The sequence below is a fragment of the Psychrobacter sp. M13 genome, from assembly GCF_030718935.1.
Classification (GTDB): domain Bacteria; phylum Pseudomonadota; class Gammaproteobacteria; order Pseudomonadales; family Moraxellaceae; genus Psychrobacter; species Psychrobacter immobilis_G.
Window position 1 is genome coordinate 2,849,373 of the sequence record NZ_CP132194.1, and the last position, 16,079, is coordinate 2,865,451.

Sequence of the window (16,079 nt, forward strand, 5' to 3'; positions counted from 1 at the left end):
TAAGCTTAGATATTGAACGTATCGTTTGTTACTCTATCACTCACAAGCAGCTACTTGCTTGTGAGTGATTTTTTTATCCTATTATTGTTATAATTCAGATCTCTTAGAATAGATTTTATGACAAGTCATTGTTGTGTTAAATGCGCCAAGTGCGTTAAGGACAGAAGTTATGCTTTTTGAGTTTATCGCAACTATAGCAGCTGGATTTGGTTTGGCTGGGATAGCGCTAGTTATTACTCACCTTAGTAAAATGGCTGGCAAACGGGCGCCAAAATGGTTGATTCCACTATTCGCTGCTATAGGTATTTTTGGTTTTCAGATTAATCAAGAGTATAAATGGTATGGACAACAAGTCGCTCAACTACCAGAAGGCGTGGAAGTTGTTAAGACTGCTAAAGAGAGCACTTGGTTTCGTCCTTGGTCTTATATCAAACCACAGATTTTTCGCTTTATAGCTGCAGACAGTGGCAACGCTCGCGCTAATGCCAATAATGAAAACATGTATTTAGTTAATTTATATTTATTTGAGCGTCGTAGAAGTGTGCAACAGATTACACAAGTTATCGACTGTACAACCCCGGCTCGGGCAGATTATGTGTTACAAGAGAAAGATAGCACAATGACCATTGATGAGCATGTGAAGCAAACGACTGCTTGGCGCTCTTTAGCAAAGGACGATCCTTTATATACTACTATTTGTTTGAATGACGCTTAAAAAGCATTGAGTAATCATGTTTAGAGTTGGCTCCTAACAGCAGACCGGCGCATAGACCACCAAAGTGCGCTGCAAAGGATATACCTTGCTGCGGCATCAAGCCTTGTTTAATAGTAAACCAAAATCCAGCTCCCATAACGATACAGGCTAATAAATAGCCCCAACGCCGCGCAAAAATAGCCCCACCTATCATATAGCCTAGCATCGCAAAACATAACCCTGAAGCACCAATATGTATCGATAGTGGCGAGCCTAACAGCCAAGTCATAACCCCTGAAGCAATAATCAATTTAAGAATAGTGCGATAAGCATTACTTTCAAACAAACCAAATAAAAATAATATCTGCAATAATATAAAGCTATTACCTATGATATGAGTGATATCACCATGCATAGTCCATGAGGCAAATATCCCTATCATACTACGCAGATCTACAGTGCGCGGTGCTATACCAAATATATTCCACAGCCCAAAAAAGAAAGTATTATTAATAAAAAACAGTACCCACATAGGGACTAAAACAAAAGCATATAACCCTATCACTTGCTTTAGGCGGGTCAAGATCAAAGCAAGCATGGATTGCCAGTTCATAGTTAACCTCTAGTGTTGTGCAGTGAAGCTCAATACTTTATAGAGCGCGGTTCGCATTTAGTAGGAGTAAACGATAATAATGAAGCTTGCTTATCTGCTATTGAATAATTATTAGCATGTAGTAAAGAAGTAGACTGATAAGGTACTAAAGCTGTCGGTACATAGTTACGAGCGGCATTAATATGTTTGATAGAATCATCAAAAAAGATATGAGGCGCAAAGGTTTTGAGTACCGCTGTTTTATCAAGACCGCCCAAGAAGAACGCCATGTCTACATCTACGCCCCACTGACGCAAAGTCTTTATAGCACGTAGATCCGCTGGCGCATTACGTGCGGTGACCAAAGCGATATTGATCGGACGATGCTGCATCCGCGCGGGCAATCGTGCTTGCAACTTGGACAGCTTAATAAGTAATTCAGCGTAAGGGCCTTTGTCAATTGGCAAATCACGCAATTGCGCTTCACGATCATGAAAAGCCTTTAAACCTTTTTGCTTGTATAATAGCTCTCCTGAATCGTCAAATAGCACTGCATCACCGTCAAAAGCGATACGTAGCTGCTCAGTATCGAGCTTATAAGTATTGACAGGTGTCGCATCTAAGATAGCGCAGGCACAAATATTGGCATCCGCTACTTGCTGAGCATCTTCTCTGTTGGTTGTCAAAAACAGGTCTACCTTAAAATCATTAATATAAGGCGCAACTGAGCTGCCTGATATAAACGCTGAGCGCGAAATATTAAGTCCTTTTTCACGAATAGCATTCAGTACTTGTATGCCTGTATCTGGGCTGCTCTTAGAGACAATAACCACTTCTACTAATGGCGTTTGAAGAGTTGAATCTGACGGCTCGCAGCTGTCACAATAATTATTTAAGTTTAGCAAAGCCTGGATGAGCGGATAACCTGCACCGATAGCTAAGGGATCATCTTCACGTTCTGCCATGTAATCGCGAAATTCTTTTATTGCACTATCTGGACGTTGTTTAATCAAATCAAGCAAATGATTCTCAGATTCAGACAAATCAAACAATGCCGTTGCCGATATAGCAACGATTAGCGTATTGGTAAGATCAACGGCCATAATTTTCTACTTTTGATATTAATATTTTGATTTATTAAGTTTACTGTATAACAAGATTTTTTGATAAGTAAATAAGTTAAGAGCGCGTCCCAGCTTTGTAATTCTACTAGCATGCTTTAGCTTTCAAATTATTATTATAAAAAAAGACCGCAAATGCGGTCTCTTTTGTGATACTAAATTTATCTCTAATATGAAAATACTAACCTATATCTGAATCTTCATTAATCACAAAGCTAACAATCATAATGACATGATATTTACTGATTTTACCATCAGTAATACCAACTTTTTGCTCTTTAACCCAAGCCCCTTGGACATTTTTAACCGTCTTAGCGATACGCGCGACGCCTTTTTGAATAGCATCTTCAAAGCTGGTCTCAGAAGTACTACTCACTTCAATATTCTTTGCAATAGTCATAATTTACGCTTCCTTGTGTTATGAAATTTGAATGCTGAGCCACCTATCGTTGCAATCCTGCACAAATTAAATAGCTCAATATTATCATAACGATATTTAGCTATATAAATAAGGCTTAACTGTTATTTTTATGTAGGATATATCATTCGTATAATCGTAAATAATGTAAAGCAATAGTATTAATAATTAGACATTCACAATCTCTGCGTTAGTGTGTGCGAGGTCAATAAAAAAGGCTATTGCTTTGGCTGCTTGCGCAGTCGTACCGAACGTCAGCTATGGCTCAGCATGACTAATGAGCAGCGTCGTGAAGTACTGAGATTAATTGCAGGACGCAAACAGCGCATAGAGCAAATGCAAATGCTTAAAGGGCAGCAATTGGGATTTGATTTTGAGCAAGTAGTTGAGGTTGGGGAGTTGTTTTAAATATATAAAATTTATATCTTATTCGCACCTTTCAACGCCCAAATCATTACGCCCTCTCTTTCTAATTTAGGCTGACGTCCCAACTCAAAATTGGGACACATGAAAAACACGAATTTTAAATTGGCGTTAGTCTCTAGCACCTTAATTATATCCTTCTTAAGCTTTTGATTGCTTGTGGGAGCCACTGCAGCAAACACTTCAGCAGCTAAGCCACCACACTCCGACTCAATATCAGAACCTGGTGCAGTTCCAAGATTAAGACGAAAAGGGGCTAGCTCTGTATATTCAGTAAAAAGAACTTCTAACGCATAGAACGATGCTAAATAAGTGAAAGACTGGTTAATTTGCTCAATTATATTGAGTTCACGCTTAGAATTTAACGGATCGTAACCTATACCACCAAACTTCATCTTTGAAAAGAGCGCTTGTGAAGAGTTTGAGGTAATCTCAGAGCTAATCTGAGATAAAGTCTTACCCATTGATTCATACAGTTTTTGCTCAAGTTGCTTAAGTTCTCCGATATCATTTACTGTGAAAGATTTGAGCATATAGTTCCTTATGCATTTCTACATAGATTAAAAACAAATATTTTTTGTTTTAGGAAATTCATTATACAACTTCATGCGATTGAGCTACTAACTCTTTAAAATCACTCTCTTGCAGAATACGTATATTTTGTCCTTTTGAGATCAAATCCTCTGCCTTAATATGCTTTGAACTTTTTTTCTTTCCTGCAAGTTTAGTTATGTCTTGATCACCCACAACAATTAATGTTGTTTTCTTCGTAACTCCTGCACCGATTGTAAAACCAACGCTTGCTGCTAACTTTGCTGCTTCAGCTCTGGGGATCAAAAGAGATCCTGTAAATACTAATGTTTCACCGTAGAACTCTCCCTCAGAATTTCCTTCTCTCCGGATTGAACCATTGCTGTCATTACTTATAGGTTTACTAATACGATAAAGCCACTCATTTATATCAAGTCCAGATTTATCCATCGCTGACAATATAACTTGACCTGCAGCCTTGGCGTCCTCTAATGCATCATGGTGCTTGAATTTATAGTTTATAATTTTACAAACGTTAGCCAAACCATAACCACTCCAAGCACATTCTTCCCAAGTCCGACGTGCTACACGCGCAGAATCAAGCCAGGTAATATTAAGTTGAGCCAGTGAATATTTTTCAAAAGCTTTACGAACTGATACGCGATCAAAGTGTGTATGACTAACGCATACTGAATCAGACATAAACTCAGAAAGTTTTGACACAATCTCATCAAAAGTTGGTGCGTCTTTGACGTCTTTTTCAGCTATCCCATGAATACTAATATTAATACCATCAAAATAATCCTCAGGATTTATTAGACTTGACCACTCTTCTTCTAGAATTCCATCCTTATATTTAGCCAATCCAATTTGACATATTGAAGCCATGTCAGCGTTAGCTGTTTCCACATCTATTGCAATAAATTCCATTTACTATAGCCTTTTATTTAATTCTTGAATTAGTAGACTCTGTATGAGTAGATCACAGAAGCAAAGTTTAATTCAAATAATATCCTACATATGTTGATATCGCAATAGATAGTAAATATGTGCAGTAATTATTTTAAGATACAAAGAAAAGCCCCCTCCGACGTTAGTCGGAGGGGGCAAGTCTAAGAATAGAGAGCTGACGATGACCTACTCTCACATGGCCGGAGCCACACTACCATTGGCGCTAAGACGTTTCACTTCTGAGTTCGAGAAGGGATCAGGTGGTTCCGTCTTGCTATTGTCGTCAGCAAAGGGGGTTAGATATGAGTCTGTTTGTTTTACTTATTTGACTAAGTATCACTATCCTAACTGAATCAAGGATAAGGTGATATCGATATAATGCTTTATATACAAAACCACTTGGGTGTTGTATGGTCAAGCCAAACGAGCAATTAGTACAGGTTAGCTACACACATCGCTGTGCTTCCACACCCTGCCTATCAACGTCGTAGTCTTCAACGGCTCTTTAGGGAAATCTTATCTTGAGGTGGGCTTCCCGCTTAGATGCTTTCAGCGGTTATCCCATCCGAACGTAGCTACCGGGCAATGCCATTGGCATGACAACCCGAACACCAGTGGTTCGTCCACTCTGGTCCTCTCGTACTAGGAGCAGCTCCTCTCAAATTTCCAACGCCCACGGTAGATAGGGACCGAACTGTCTCACGACGTTCTAAACCCAGCTCGCGTACCTCTTTAAATGGCGAACAGCCATACCCTTAGGACCTGCTTCAGCCCTAGGATGAGATGAGCCGACATCGAGGTGCCAAACACCGCCGTCGATATGAACTCTTGGGCGGTATCAGCCTGTTATCCCCAGAGTACCTTTTATCCGTTGAGCGATGGCCCTTCCATACAGAACCACCGGATCACTAAGACCTACTTTCGTACCTGCTCGACTTGTGGGTCTCGCAGTTAAGCGCGCTTTTGCCTTTATACTCTACGACCGATTTCCGACCGGTCTGAGCGCACCTTCGTACTCCTCCGTTACTCTTTAGGAGGAGACCGCCCCAGTCAAACTACCCACCATACATTGTCCTCGGTACTGTTATACCTGAGTTAGAACCCCAACATGACCAGGGTGGTATTTCAAGATTGGCTCCACCAACACTAGCGTGCTGGCTTCAAAGCCTCCCACCTATCCTGCACAAGTCAGGTCAAAGTTCAATGTAAAGCTGTAGTAAAGGTTCACGGGGTCTTTCCGTCTAGCCGCGGGTACACAGCATCTTCACTGCGATTTCGATTTCACTGAGTCTCTGCTGGAGACAGCGCTGCCATCATTATGCCATTCGTGCAGGTCGGAACTTACCCGACAAGGAATTTCGCTACCTTAGGACCGTTATAGTTACGGCCGCCGTTTACTGGGGCTTCGATCAAGAGCTTCGCTTACGCTAACCCCATCAATTAACCTTCCAGCACCGGGCAGGCATCACACCCTATACGTCCACTTTCGTGTTTGCAGAGTGCTGTGTTTTTAATAAACAGTTGCAGCAGCCTGGTATCTGCGACTGCCAACAGCTCAAGGAGCGTGTCCTATCACCATCAGCAGCGTACCTTCTCCCGAAGTTACGGTACCATTTTGCCTAGTTCCTTCAGCAGAGTTCTCTCAAGCGCCTTGGTATTCTCTACCTGATCACCTGTGTCGGTTTAGGGTACGATTCGTTTATAACTATTGCTTAGAAGCTTTTCCTGGAAGCATGGTATTTGCCACTTCACTGTACAAGTACAGCTTGCTATCAGATCTCAGCCTTGTTGTAGCCCGGATTTACCTAAGCCACAAGCCTACATCCTTTCACCTGGACAACCAACGCCAGGCTGACATAACCTTCTCCGTCCCTCCATCGCATTATAAACAAGTATCGGAATATTAACCGATTTCCCATCGACTACGCCTTTCGGCCTCGCCTTAGGGGTCGACTCACCCAGCCCCGATTAACGTTGGACTGGAACCCTTGATCTTCCGGCGTGCGAGCTTTTCACTCGCATTATCGTTACTCACGTCAGCATTCGCTCTTGTGATACCTCCAGCATGCCTTACGACACACCTTCACAGGCTTACACAACGCTCCCCTACCACTTGAAAACAAATTCAAATCCGCAGCTTCGGCTCCTAGTTTGAGCCCCGTTACATCTTCCGCGCGGGCCGACTCGACTAGTGAGCTATTACGCTTTCTTTAAAGGATGGCTGCTTCTAAGCCAACCTCCTAGCTGTCTATGCCTTCCCACCTCGTTTCCCACTTAACTAGGAATTTGGGGCCTTAGCTGGCGGTCTGGGTTGTTTCCCTCTCCACAATGGACGTTAGCACCCACTGTGTGTCTCCCGGATATCACTCATCGGTATTCGGAGTTTGCATCGGTTTGGTAAGTCGGTATGACCCCCTAGCCGAAACAGTGCTCTACCCCCAATGGTGTTCGTCCGAGGCGCTACCTAAATAGCTTTCGGGGAGAACCAGCTATCACCGAGTTTGATTAGCCTTTCACCCCTATCCACAAGTCATCCCCTGGCTTTTCAACGACAGTGGGTTCGGTCCTCCGGTGTCTGTTACGACACTTTCAACCTGCTCATGGATAGATCACTCGGTTTCGGGTCTATGCCCTGCAACTAATTCGCCCTATTAAGACTCGGTTTCCCTACGGCTCCCCTAAATGGTTAACCTCGCTACAGAACATAAGTCGCTGACCCATTATACAAAAGGTACGCAGTCACTCCAATAAATTGAAGCTCCTACTGCTTGTACGCACACGGTTTCAGGTTCTATTTCACTCCCCTCACAGGGGTTCTTTTCGCCTTTCCCTCACGGTACTGGTTCACTATCGGTCAGTCAGGAGTATTTAGCCTTGGAGGATGGTCCCCCCATCTTCAAACAGGATTTCTCGTGTCCCGCTCTACTTAATATGTCATCTCTAGAATTTAAAATACAGGACTATCACCTACTACGGTCAGCTTTCCCACGCTGTTCTTCTATTCTAGAAACAATCGGCTTCTCCCCGTTCGCTCGCCGCTACTTGGGGAATCTCATTTGATGTCTTTTCCTAAGGGTACTGAGATGTTTCACTTCCCCTCGTTCGCTTCCCATACAAGTATGGAATACCTATCTTATGATAGGTGGGTTTCCCCATTCAGAAATCTCCGGATCACAGGATATTGCCGCCTCCCCGAAGCTTATCGCAGGCTGTCACGTCTTTCATCGCCTCTGACTGCCAAGGCATCCACCATGTGCGCTTAATTACTTGACCATACAACCCCAAAGGGTCTTTGTCAGCAATTATAACGATATCACCTAATTTATACGCTTGATTCAGTTCTCTTTACTTTTTTAATAACCCACCCCTGGGATAACAACTGATGTCGTTAAGAGGTGAGTTATTAAGGTTAGAAAGAAACGCGTGAACACGCTCTTTCTAACCCAGACTCATATCTATGTTTTTAAATAGTTCCTACGCTCTCGTCGAGTCGTAAGCTCTGTATAAAACAGAAAGAAATAATCAATCTTACCCTCAGGTAAGGTGAATCATTTGTTTCTATTTATACTCATTGTCTATATTAGCATTTATTAATGTATGGTGGAGCCAAACGGAGTCGAACCGTTGACCTCCTGCGTGCAAGGCAGGCGCTCTACCAACTGAGCTATGGCCCCGTAATAAAATGGTAGGCCTGGGCAGACTTGAACTGCCGACCCCCGCGTTATCAACACGGTGCTCTAACCAGCTGAGCTACAGGCCTGTAAGAGGCATATACCTCATGCTAATATTTAAGCTAACTAAAGAACAACTTGTTGTGAATTCTTGCCAAGTGGATGCGTCTATAAGGAGGTGATCCAGCCGCAGGTTCCCCTACGGCTACCTTGTTACGACTTCACCCCAGTCATCAACCACACCGTGGTGAGCGCCTCCCCTAAGGTTAGGCTACCCACTTCTGGTGCAATCAACTCCCATGGTGTGACGGGCGGTGTGTACAAGGCCCGGGAACGTATTCACCGCGGCATTCTGATCCGCGATTACTAGCGATTCCTACTTCATGGAGTCGAGTTGCAGACTCCAATCTGGACTACGATAGGCTTTTTGAGATTCGCATCACATCGCTGTGTAGCTGCCCTCTGTACCTACCATTGTAGCACGTGTGTAGCCCTGGTCGTAAGGGCCATGATGACTTGACGTCGTCCCCGCCTTCCTCCAGTTTGTCACTGGCAGTATCCTTAGAGTTCCCGGCTTAACCCGCTGGTAACTAAGGACAAGGGTTGCGCTCGTTGCGGGACTTAACCCAACATCTCACGACACGAGCTGACGACAGCCATGCAGCACCTGTATTCTAATTCCCGAAGGCACTCCCGCATCTCTGCAGGATTCTAGATATGTCAAGACCAGGTAAGGTTCTTCGCGTTGCATCGAATTAAACCACATGCTCCACCGCTTGTGCGGGCCCCCGTCAATTCATTTGAGTTTTAACCTTGCGGCCGTACTCCCCAGGCGGTCTACTTATTGCGTTAGCTGCGTCACTAAGTCCTCAAGGGACCCAACGACTAGTAGACATCGTTTACGGCGTGGACTACCAGGGTATCTAATCCTGTTTGCTACCCACGCTTTCGAGCCTCAGTGTCAGTATTATGCCAGAAGGCTGCCTTCGCCATCGGTATTCCTCCAGATCTCTACGCATTTCACCGCTACACCTGGAATTCTACCTTCCTCTCACATACTCTAGCACGACAGTTTCAGATGCAGTTCCCAGGTTGAGCCCGGGGATTTCACATCTGACTTATCGAGCCACCTACGCTCCCTTTACGCCCAGTAATTCCGATTAACGCTTGCACCCTCTGTATTACCGCGGCTGCTGGCACAGAGTTAGCCGGTGCTTATTCTGCAGCTAATGTCATCGCATATGGGTATTAACCATATGGTCTTCTTCACTGCTTAAAGTGCTTTACAACCAAAAGGCCTTCTTCACACACGCGGCATGGCTGGATCAGGGTTGCCCCCATTGTCCAATATTCCCCACTGCTGCCTCCCGTAGGAGTCCGGGCCGTGTCTCAGTCCCGGTGTGGCTGATCATCCTCTCAGACCAGCTACAGATCGTCGCCATGGTAGGCCTTTACCCCACCATCTAGCTAATCCGACTTAGGCTCATCTAATAGCGAGAGCAACAAGTTGCCCCCTTTCTCCCGTAGGTCGTATGCGGTATTAATACGAGTTTCCCCGTGCTATCCCCCACTACTAGGTAGATTCCTAAGTATTACTCACCCGTCCGCCGCTCGACGCCTACTAGCAAGCTAGTATCGTTTCCGCTCGACTTGCATGTGTTAAGCCTGCCGCCAGCGTTCAATCTGAGCCATGATCAAACTCTTCAGTTTAATCTTGCTATGTAACCCTTTAAAGAGGTCACTAAACTTGGCTCATCTATTCTGGCAAAATCGCTAAAAATTATGTTCGTAATGAATTAACTTTGAGTTTTTCTGCTGTCTTAGATGATAAATTTTTATAGTTAGAATCAACTCCGAAAAGAAGTCTCAACCAACTTTATTTATGCATCCTGACTCAGCAAAAATCCACACAAGTTGTTCTTTAGTTAAGCTTTTAAATAGTAACCACTTCTGTCGTCCAGTAAGTAGTTTGTATCAGTATTCTTGTCTGGCTATTCGGCTCTAAACCATGTGGCTTATGCTGTTTAGCGAGCTGACTATCATAACACAATCGATAAGTCTGTCAAGCTTTTATTTTATTTCTTTATAATTTGTTTCATCCGATTTGCTGTCATTATCACTAATATCTCTTAGTGTTTAACTTCTAGCTCGTCTTGATGAGGTGCGTATTATAGACGCTTTAATTATGTTGTCAAGAGTTTATTTTATTTAGTTTGAATGTTTTTATCATGCTACCTAGATAGTTGGTTTTAACATTCAATCTATCGGCTGATTGGTTAATAGCTTCGCTATTAATAGTAAGTGGTAAACCACTTTCCCAATCCGCCTTCCCTCTCGACTGGGTGGCATTATACGCAGTTCTGAATGAGGGTCAAGCTTAGTTTAAGGTTTATTTTTATTTAATTTAAATGCGCTTTATTAGTGTCTATTTATCAATGGGTTAGAATCAATATTAATTATAAAGTATTAAAGAAAATACAGTCTGTGGATTACCACTTACGCTACTCGTGCTCAAATATATAGCTAAAGATAGGTTCTATATAGATAGGTTATTAAATTGGTGCGCGGGGCGCACCCTGTGAAGCTCAGCATTTAGCCATGCTACAACTTTCCCATCTTCTCAAAGAATACTTTATAAGCCGCTGCCTTTTTCTCTAGTGCCAATGGATAGGCACGTGAGGTAGAAGGCAGTCTATATAGAGTGAGCCCATTCACCTTATTATCCTCTAGCTTCTGTTCATCATGCCACTGATTCTGTTCATCATGCCACTGATAAGGGTAATCGATACTTTGATTGGTCTTTGGATGTTTTGACTTGATCGGTGGAGTCTGTAATAGATCAAGTAATACCTCCGTAGCTTTACCACCTGTAGTAAATAGCGCGGCGACTTTTGGCACCTGTGGCAGAATCAGATCCAAATTGACAGGGGTGACTACGGTTAGATTCTTATCAGAAGCGTTGCCTGTTTCGCGAATCGCTTGCTTAACGGTAGGGCAAGAAGCAATACCACGCTCAAACATAAAAGCGCGAATACGCTCAGGGTCAAAACGCTTCTCGTCCCCTACTCTAAAGTAGTCGACATCATCAAAGAACACTTTGCCATAAATACGCCACATATCATTATAGAAGTTGGGATAATGAAAACGCATCGCCCATTTATCGCTAGTCGGTGGGAATGTTCCCATCATCATCACTGTAGCATCAGATGGTAGAACAGGCTCGAAAGGATGATCTTCGATTTCTTGTCCTATATTGTACGAGTTATCTGTAGCTTGCTCAGATTGATCATTATTAGTTTTGATAACAGATGTTTTATTTGTCATAACATTCTTCATTAGAAAAGCGATTTTTTGTTATCATAGCATACGATTAAAATTCAAAATTAAACTAAGGCTAAACGCCAAAACTAAAAGACAAGAGAGACCTTATGAGCGACCAAAACCGCAACCCAGATGACAAATTAGATATTACTGTCATTGATCATCCATTAGTACGTCATAAACTCAGTCTAATGCGCGAAAAGGATTGTAGTACTTATAAATTTCGTACGCTCACCAAAGAGCTAGCGCGTTTGATGGCTTATGAAGCGAGTCGCGATTTTGAGATTGAAAAATTTCCAATGCAAGGCTGGTGCGGGGAGATTGAAGGTGAGCAAATCGTCGGTAAAACCGCAACGATTGTGCCTATCTTGCGCGCTGGTATCGGCATGTTAGACGGGGTGCTCGATTTGATTCCTACTGCCAAAATATCTGTGGTTGGTCTACAGCGCGACGAGGAAACCTTACAACCTGTGCCGTTCTTTGAGAAGTTCGTCAGTCATATGGATAAACGCCCTGCGCTTATTATTGATCCGATGCTTGCTACTGGTGGTTCAATGGTCGCCACTATCGATATGCTCAAACGTCATGGCTGCAAAAACATCAAGGCTTTGGTATTAGTAGCCGCGCCTGAAGGCGTACGCTTAGTCAACGAGGCGCATCCTGACGTGACTATTTATACCGCAGCGCTCGATAGTCATTTGGATGAGCACGGCTACATTATTCCAGGTCTGGGTGATGCTGGTGATAAGATATTTGGTAAGCAGTTGGGTCAATAATTAATCACTATAAAGTTTTGTGAAAATAGGGAGTACATATAATGAATGTATTAATCACAGGGGCGAGCGCTGGATTTGGTGAAGCGTTAGCTAGGCGTCTAGTAGCGAAAGGTCATAAAGTAATCGGCGCTGCTCGCCGCCTTGAGAAACTTGAGACTATAGCTAATGAGCTTGGCGAATTGTTTTTACCCGTTAAAATGGATGTTAGTGATACGGCATCTCTGCCGCAAATTATCGCTGACTTGCCTACTGAGTTCAGTCAAATAGATGTGTTAGTAAATAATGCAGGACTCGCACTGGGTACTGAACCTGCCTATAAAGCTGATCTCAATGATTGGATGCAGATGGCCGATACCAATATCAAAGGGCTAATAGCACTCACTCATGCTGTCCTGCCTGCGATGGTTGAGCGTAATAGCGGTTATATTATCAATGTGGGCTCTATTGCTGGCAGTTGGCCGTATTATGGTGGCAATGTCTATGGTGCAACCAAAGCCTTCGTCAAGCAATTTAGCTTAAACTTACGTGCCGATCTATTAGGTACACAAGTGCGCGTGACCAACCTTGAACCAGGTGCCGTGGCAGGTACTGAATTCTCAAACGTGCGCTATCATGGTGATGATAGTAAGGCAGATAAGGTATACGAAGGCTTTAAAAACATGACGGGTGATGATGTTGGCGATATCTTGTTATGGCTTATCGAGACTCCTGCACACATCAATGTCAATCGCTTAGAGGTCATGCCAGTAGCACAAACTTACAATGGCCTGACGATTGCTAAAGACTAACTGTTTTTAAAAGGTTTAGGCAGTCCCTAAACAACACATCAAACTTAACGCAATTCATAGCTACGTAGCAGTATAGGGCGATCCGTACTGCTACTTTCACTGCTTTTTTCAAAGCATTTATCAATACTCTGCTCATCGACTAAACGCAAATCATCGAACCCCAACAGTAATACTTCATTGCGGGTACGCTCGCTGGTGCGCTTATTATGACGTATCGGAAATCCTAATACTTGCTTACTGGTCACTCGTATTTGATTGACTACTGTCTGTGCAGACATTAGTTTTTTTGCGCCAACTATTACCGTCGCGGGATTGAGCGTCGTAGTAAGTAACTTTTCTTGTCGAGCCTTTTTTGGCATATCACCTGCTACAAACAGTACTTGGCTGGGCGGTAAATACTGCGCATGGCGCATCAGCTCACGACGAAACAGTACGGGTATATCCAGATTAAAGCTGTCTTCACTTTGATGATAAATCGCGGCAAAACTGCGCTGAATATAGCGGCCAAACACTGAGGTATTGATCCATTCTTGATAAGCCTCATTATTTTGCAACTGCTTAGTAAAGGCTAGCGGCTCTATAGTTGTGCGCTGAGTCAATAACGCCATCAGTAACGCTTGCGGACTCTCGAAACTCTGCTGTTCCCAAACTTGCGGATAAAGGCTGTTATCAAGATCAGGTAGCGTCTTTATACTCATCAAGCAATATCCTTTTATCAGATGATAACGAACAAAGCATTTTACGATTCTATTTTATGCTAAGGTCATTTACTATTTCTATGGTTATGACATCAACACTTTTACTATAACAAGCTCTTGATAATAAGATAAGGATATTTTATGACGAATAATACACCTGTTTTAACGCCGCTAACTTTAACATTGGAATGGTTTTTGAATCCTGATCACCTGCCTTTTATCGCAGGCATTCATACGGGCGCTTATAAAAAGTCAGGTTTGGATATTGAGATGATAGAGCCGACGGAACATTACGATGGCTTTAGCGAGTTGCAGGCAGGTCATATTGATTTGCATGTTAACGAGCCTATTCATCTGTTTGAGCATCATTTTGATGATCTAAAAGCGCTAGGCTGTTTTTTCGTGACCGATGGCGGCGTGATGATGAAGCAAAGCAGTATGGAGAAACTGCATGCTAATCAGCCTATTCGTATTACTACGCCAGCGGCTAATTCGGTCACTAATAAAATTGGCTTTGAGATATTGCATCGTTATGCCGAGCAAAATGGTTTTGAATTAGATCGTGATAATGTCGAGTTTGTAGAAACTGACTTTCAGCATTTAGAAAATTTGCAAAAAGGTGATGCGCATGGCGGCTTTGATGGCGCGTGGTTATGCTTTTATAACTTTGAGGGTATAGAAGCCAATCATATCGGGCTTGATTACACCTTTATCGATCAAAACTTGTCGCCTTATCCTAATTTTTCGGCATTGGAGCTAATGACAACACATAAGACTTTCAATGACAAGCAGGCAGCTATAGAGCAGTTTGTGCAAGTCAGCACTGAGATGGGTCAATTATGTATTAATAATCCAGAGCAGGCGCGCGAGATTTATTATGGCTACACTGGTGAGGAACCGTCTGCTTTGATGGATGACATTATCAATGACACATTGAAGCGTTTGATTACTCCTATTAAACCAGATAACGCGCGTTGGTTAGCACTGCGTGATATGCTAACGAAGCTAGATATCGCTGCCGTTAGTGACGCGCAATATGCCAAACTATGGTAATAGCGGAAGAATCGTTGTGATCAATAACATTGTAAAAAAGCCTAAACCTTACCACTTGCAAACTATCAGCGTTGCTGGCTCTGATGGTACGTTGTTACCAATCTCAGTGATTGGTCGCGGTCAACCTGTGTTAATGCTACATGCCTTTGGTATGGATGCACGGCAGTTTTTGCCGTTTATTTTACCTCTGATTAATCAGTATCAGTTTTATTTGCCACATTTTCGTGGGTTTGGTTTGGCGGATAATCTACAGTTGCCGCAGTTTGACTTTATTGAGCAGTACGCGGCAGATACTCAGCAGATTATTAAATATATTATTGAAGAAACAGGCGTTAACAAAATATCTGTCGCTGGCATTTCGATGGGTGCGCTGGTGATGTGGGCATACTTTAAGCGCTTTGGGACTAATGAAGTCAGTCGTTACTTAAATATCGACCAAGCACCTATTATTCGTAATCAGCCTAACTGGCAAGGTGGCGTATTTGGAGCACGACAAGATGAGTTGTTTGCTCAGTTTGAGTCATTAATTAGTAAAACTGAGCCTTATATGCAGCTAAGTAGCTTTCGTCATTTACCTTATGAGTTAAAATTAGGTTTATTAGCTATGGAGCGCGCGTTTTCATTGCTATCGGTCAGTCGTCAGCACTCACAACTATTAGTAAAGACTTTGAGCCATCGCGCACCGCACAAAGTGGCGTTAATGACTCATAGCACTTGGCAGCATAAACTGCGTTGTCTAAATGCTTATGTGCAATTGCCCTACGATTATCGCGATGTGTTGCCAACGGTCAATATTCCGACTACCTTACTGATTGGTGGGCGCTCGCAGTTATATAGTGCAGAGTGGCAATTGAAATTAGCTGATATGCTACCGAATGCAAAAGTAGAGATATTAGCAAAGTCAGGACATGCCGTACCGATGGATGCGCCTATTGAGTTTTATCAAGTATTAAAAGAATTTTTAGGAAGTTAGTTTTAAGATATAAAAAAATCGACTCCAAAAGTCGCTTTTTTATTTGCTTGCTAAGTTGGCGTAGGGTGC

Annotated in this window: 13 protein-coding genes, 2 tRNA genes and 3 rRNA genes; 6 read left to right on the forward strand and 12 right to left on the reverse strand. The window is 43.0% G+C overall.

The genetic code is table 11. The annotated features are described in order from the left end of the window. The first annotated feature begins 169 nt into the window (after positions 1–169). Positions 170–715 (forward strand): hypothetical protein, encoded by a 546-nt coding sequence (locus Q9G97_RS12025; RefSeq protein WP_305899004.1) that lies wholly within the window; start codon positions 170–172, stop codon positions 713–715. Here the strand turns inward: Q9G97_RS12025 and Q9G97_RS12030 are convergent. From Q9G97_RS12030 to Q9G97_RS12040, 3 genes are all read right to left on the reverse strand, one after another. Next, complete coding sequence (locus Q9G97_RS12030; protein ID WP_305899005.1) at positions 693–1,307, reverse strand: rhomboid family intramembrane serine protease; 615 nt, start codon at positions 1,305–1,307, stop codon at positions 693–695. The two genes, Q9G97_RS12025 and Q9G97_RS12030, sit on opposite strands and share 23 nt — an antisense overlap. Before the next feature lie 29 nt (positions 1,308–1,336). Beyond that, a complete protein-coding gene (locus Q9G97_RS12035; RefSeq protein ID WP_305899006.1) occupies positions 1,337–2,389 on the reverse strand; it encodes a 5'-nucleotidase in 1,053 nt (350 codons plus the stop codon). A gap of 199 nt (positions 2,390–2,588) precedes the next feature. Further along, on the reverse strand, positions 2,589–2,807 hold the full coding sequence (locus Q9G97_RS12040; RefSeq protein ID WP_305899007.1) for a dodecin family protein: 219 nt from the start codon (positions 2,805–2,807) through the stop codon (positions 2,589–2,591). A gap of 213 nt (positions 2,808–3,020) precedes the next feature. On the opposite strand from Q9G97_RS12040, the gene Q9G97_RS12045 reads away from it, so the two are divergent. Further along, positions 3,021–3,233 carry a DUF1289 domain-containing protein gene (locus Q9G97_RS12045; RefSeq protein ID WP_305899008.1) on the forward strand — a complete coding sequence of 71 codons (213 nt, stop codon included), beginning with the start codon at positions 3,021–3,023 and terminating at the stop codon, positions 3,231–3,233. 11 nt (positions 3,234–3,244) lie between these two features. On the opposite strand, the gene Q9G97_RS12050 is transcribed toward Q9G97_RS12045, so the two are convergent. The 8 genes from Q9G97_RS12050 to Q9G97_RS12085 all read right to left on the reverse strand — a co-directional run bounded on the left by Q9G97_RS12050 (position 3,245) and on the right by Q9G97_RS12085 (position 11,725). Continuing rightward, positions 3,245–3,781 carry a hypothetical protein gene (locus Q9G97_RS12050; protein WP_305899009.1) on the reverse strand — a complete coding sequence of 179 codons (537 nt, stop codon included), beginning with the start codon at positions 3,779–3,781 and terminating at the stop codon, positions 3,245–3,247. 61 nt (positions 3,782–3,842) lie between these two features. After that, entirely contained in the window at positions 3,843–4,709 is an 867-nt protein-coding gene (locus Q9G97_RS12055; RefSeq protein ID WP_305899010.1) for an exonuclease domain-containing protein, read from the reverse strand. A 194-nt stretch (positions 4,710–4,903) separates the two neighbouring features. Beyond that, positions 4,904–5,018, reverse strand: a 5S ribosomal RNA gene (gene rrf / locus Q9G97_RS12060). A 122-nt stretch (positions 5,019–5,140) separates the two neighbouring features. After that, positions 5,141–8,003 (reverse strand): 23S ribosomal RNA (locus Q9G97_RS12065). A gap of 325 nt (positions 8,004–8,328) precedes the next feature. Next, a tRNA-Ala gene (locus Q9G97_RS12070) sits at positions 8,329–8,404 on the reverse strand. Between the two features lie 9 nt (positions 8,405–8,413). Then, positions 8,414–8,490, reverse strand: a tRNA-Ile gene (locus Q9G97_RS12075). An 82-nt stretch (positions 8,491–8,572) separates the two neighbouring features. Beyond that, positions 8,573–10,111: ribosomal RNA gene (locus tag Q9G97_RS12080) — 16S ribosomal RNA — on the reverse strand. The 16S, 23S and 5S rRNA genes sit together here with 2 tRNA genes alongside, the layout of an rRNA operon. A gap of 891 nt (positions 10,112–11,002) precedes the next feature. Then, positions 11,003–11,725 carry a DNA glycosylase gene (locus Q9G97_RS12085; protein WP_305899011.1) on the reverse strand — a complete coding sequence of 241 codons (723 nt, stop codon included), beginning with the start codon at positions 11,723–11,725 and terminating at the stop codon, positions 11,003–11,005. Between the two features lie 104 nt (positions 11,726–11,829). Between Q9G97_RS12085 and upp the strand changes: the two genes are divergently transcribed. Then, complete coding sequence (upp, locus tag Q9G97_RS12090; RefSeq protein WP_201570341.1) at positions 11,830–12,498, forward strand: uracil phosphoribosyltransferase; 669 nt, start codon at positions 11,830–11,832, stop codon at positions 12,496–12,498. A gap of 41 nt (positions 12,499–12,539) precedes the next feature. After that, positions 12,540–13,286, forward strand: a complete 747-nt coding sequence (locus Q9G97_RS12095) for an SDR family NAD(P)-dependent oxidoreductase (RefSeq protein WP_305899012.1) — start codon at positions 12,540–12,542, stop codon at positions 13,284–13,286. A gap of 44 nt (positions 13,287–13,330) precedes the next feature. On the opposite strand, the gene Q9G97_RS12100 is transcribed toward Q9G97_RS12095, so the two are convergent. Further along, positions 13,331–13,984, reverse strand: coding sequence for a hypothetical protein (locus tag Q9G97_RS12100; RefSeq protein ID WP_305899013.1), 654 nt, complete (start codon positions 13,982–13,984; stop codon positions 13,331–13,333). 141 nt (positions 13,985–14,125) lie between these two features. Between Q9G97_RS12100 and Q9G97_RS12105 the strand changes: the two genes are divergently transcribed. Both Q9G97_RS12105 and Q9G97_RS12110 read left to right on the forward strand, forming a co-directional pair. Beyond that, a complete protein-coding gene (locus tag Q9G97_RS12105) occupies positions 14,126–15,037 on the forward strand; it encodes an ABC transporter substrate-binding protein (RefSeq protein ID WP_305899014.1) in 912 nt (303 codons plus the stop codon). Further along, on the forward strand, positions 15,021–16,010 hold the full coding sequence (locus Q9G97_RS12110; RefSeq protein ID WP_305899015.1) for an alpha/beta fold hydrolase: 990 nt from the start codon (positions 15,021–15,023) through the stop codon (positions 16,008–16,010). Before Q9G97_RS12105 ends, Q9G97_RS12110 begins: the two co-directional genes overlap by 17 nt. The last annotated feature ends 69 nt before the right edge of the window (positions 16,011–16,079 follow it).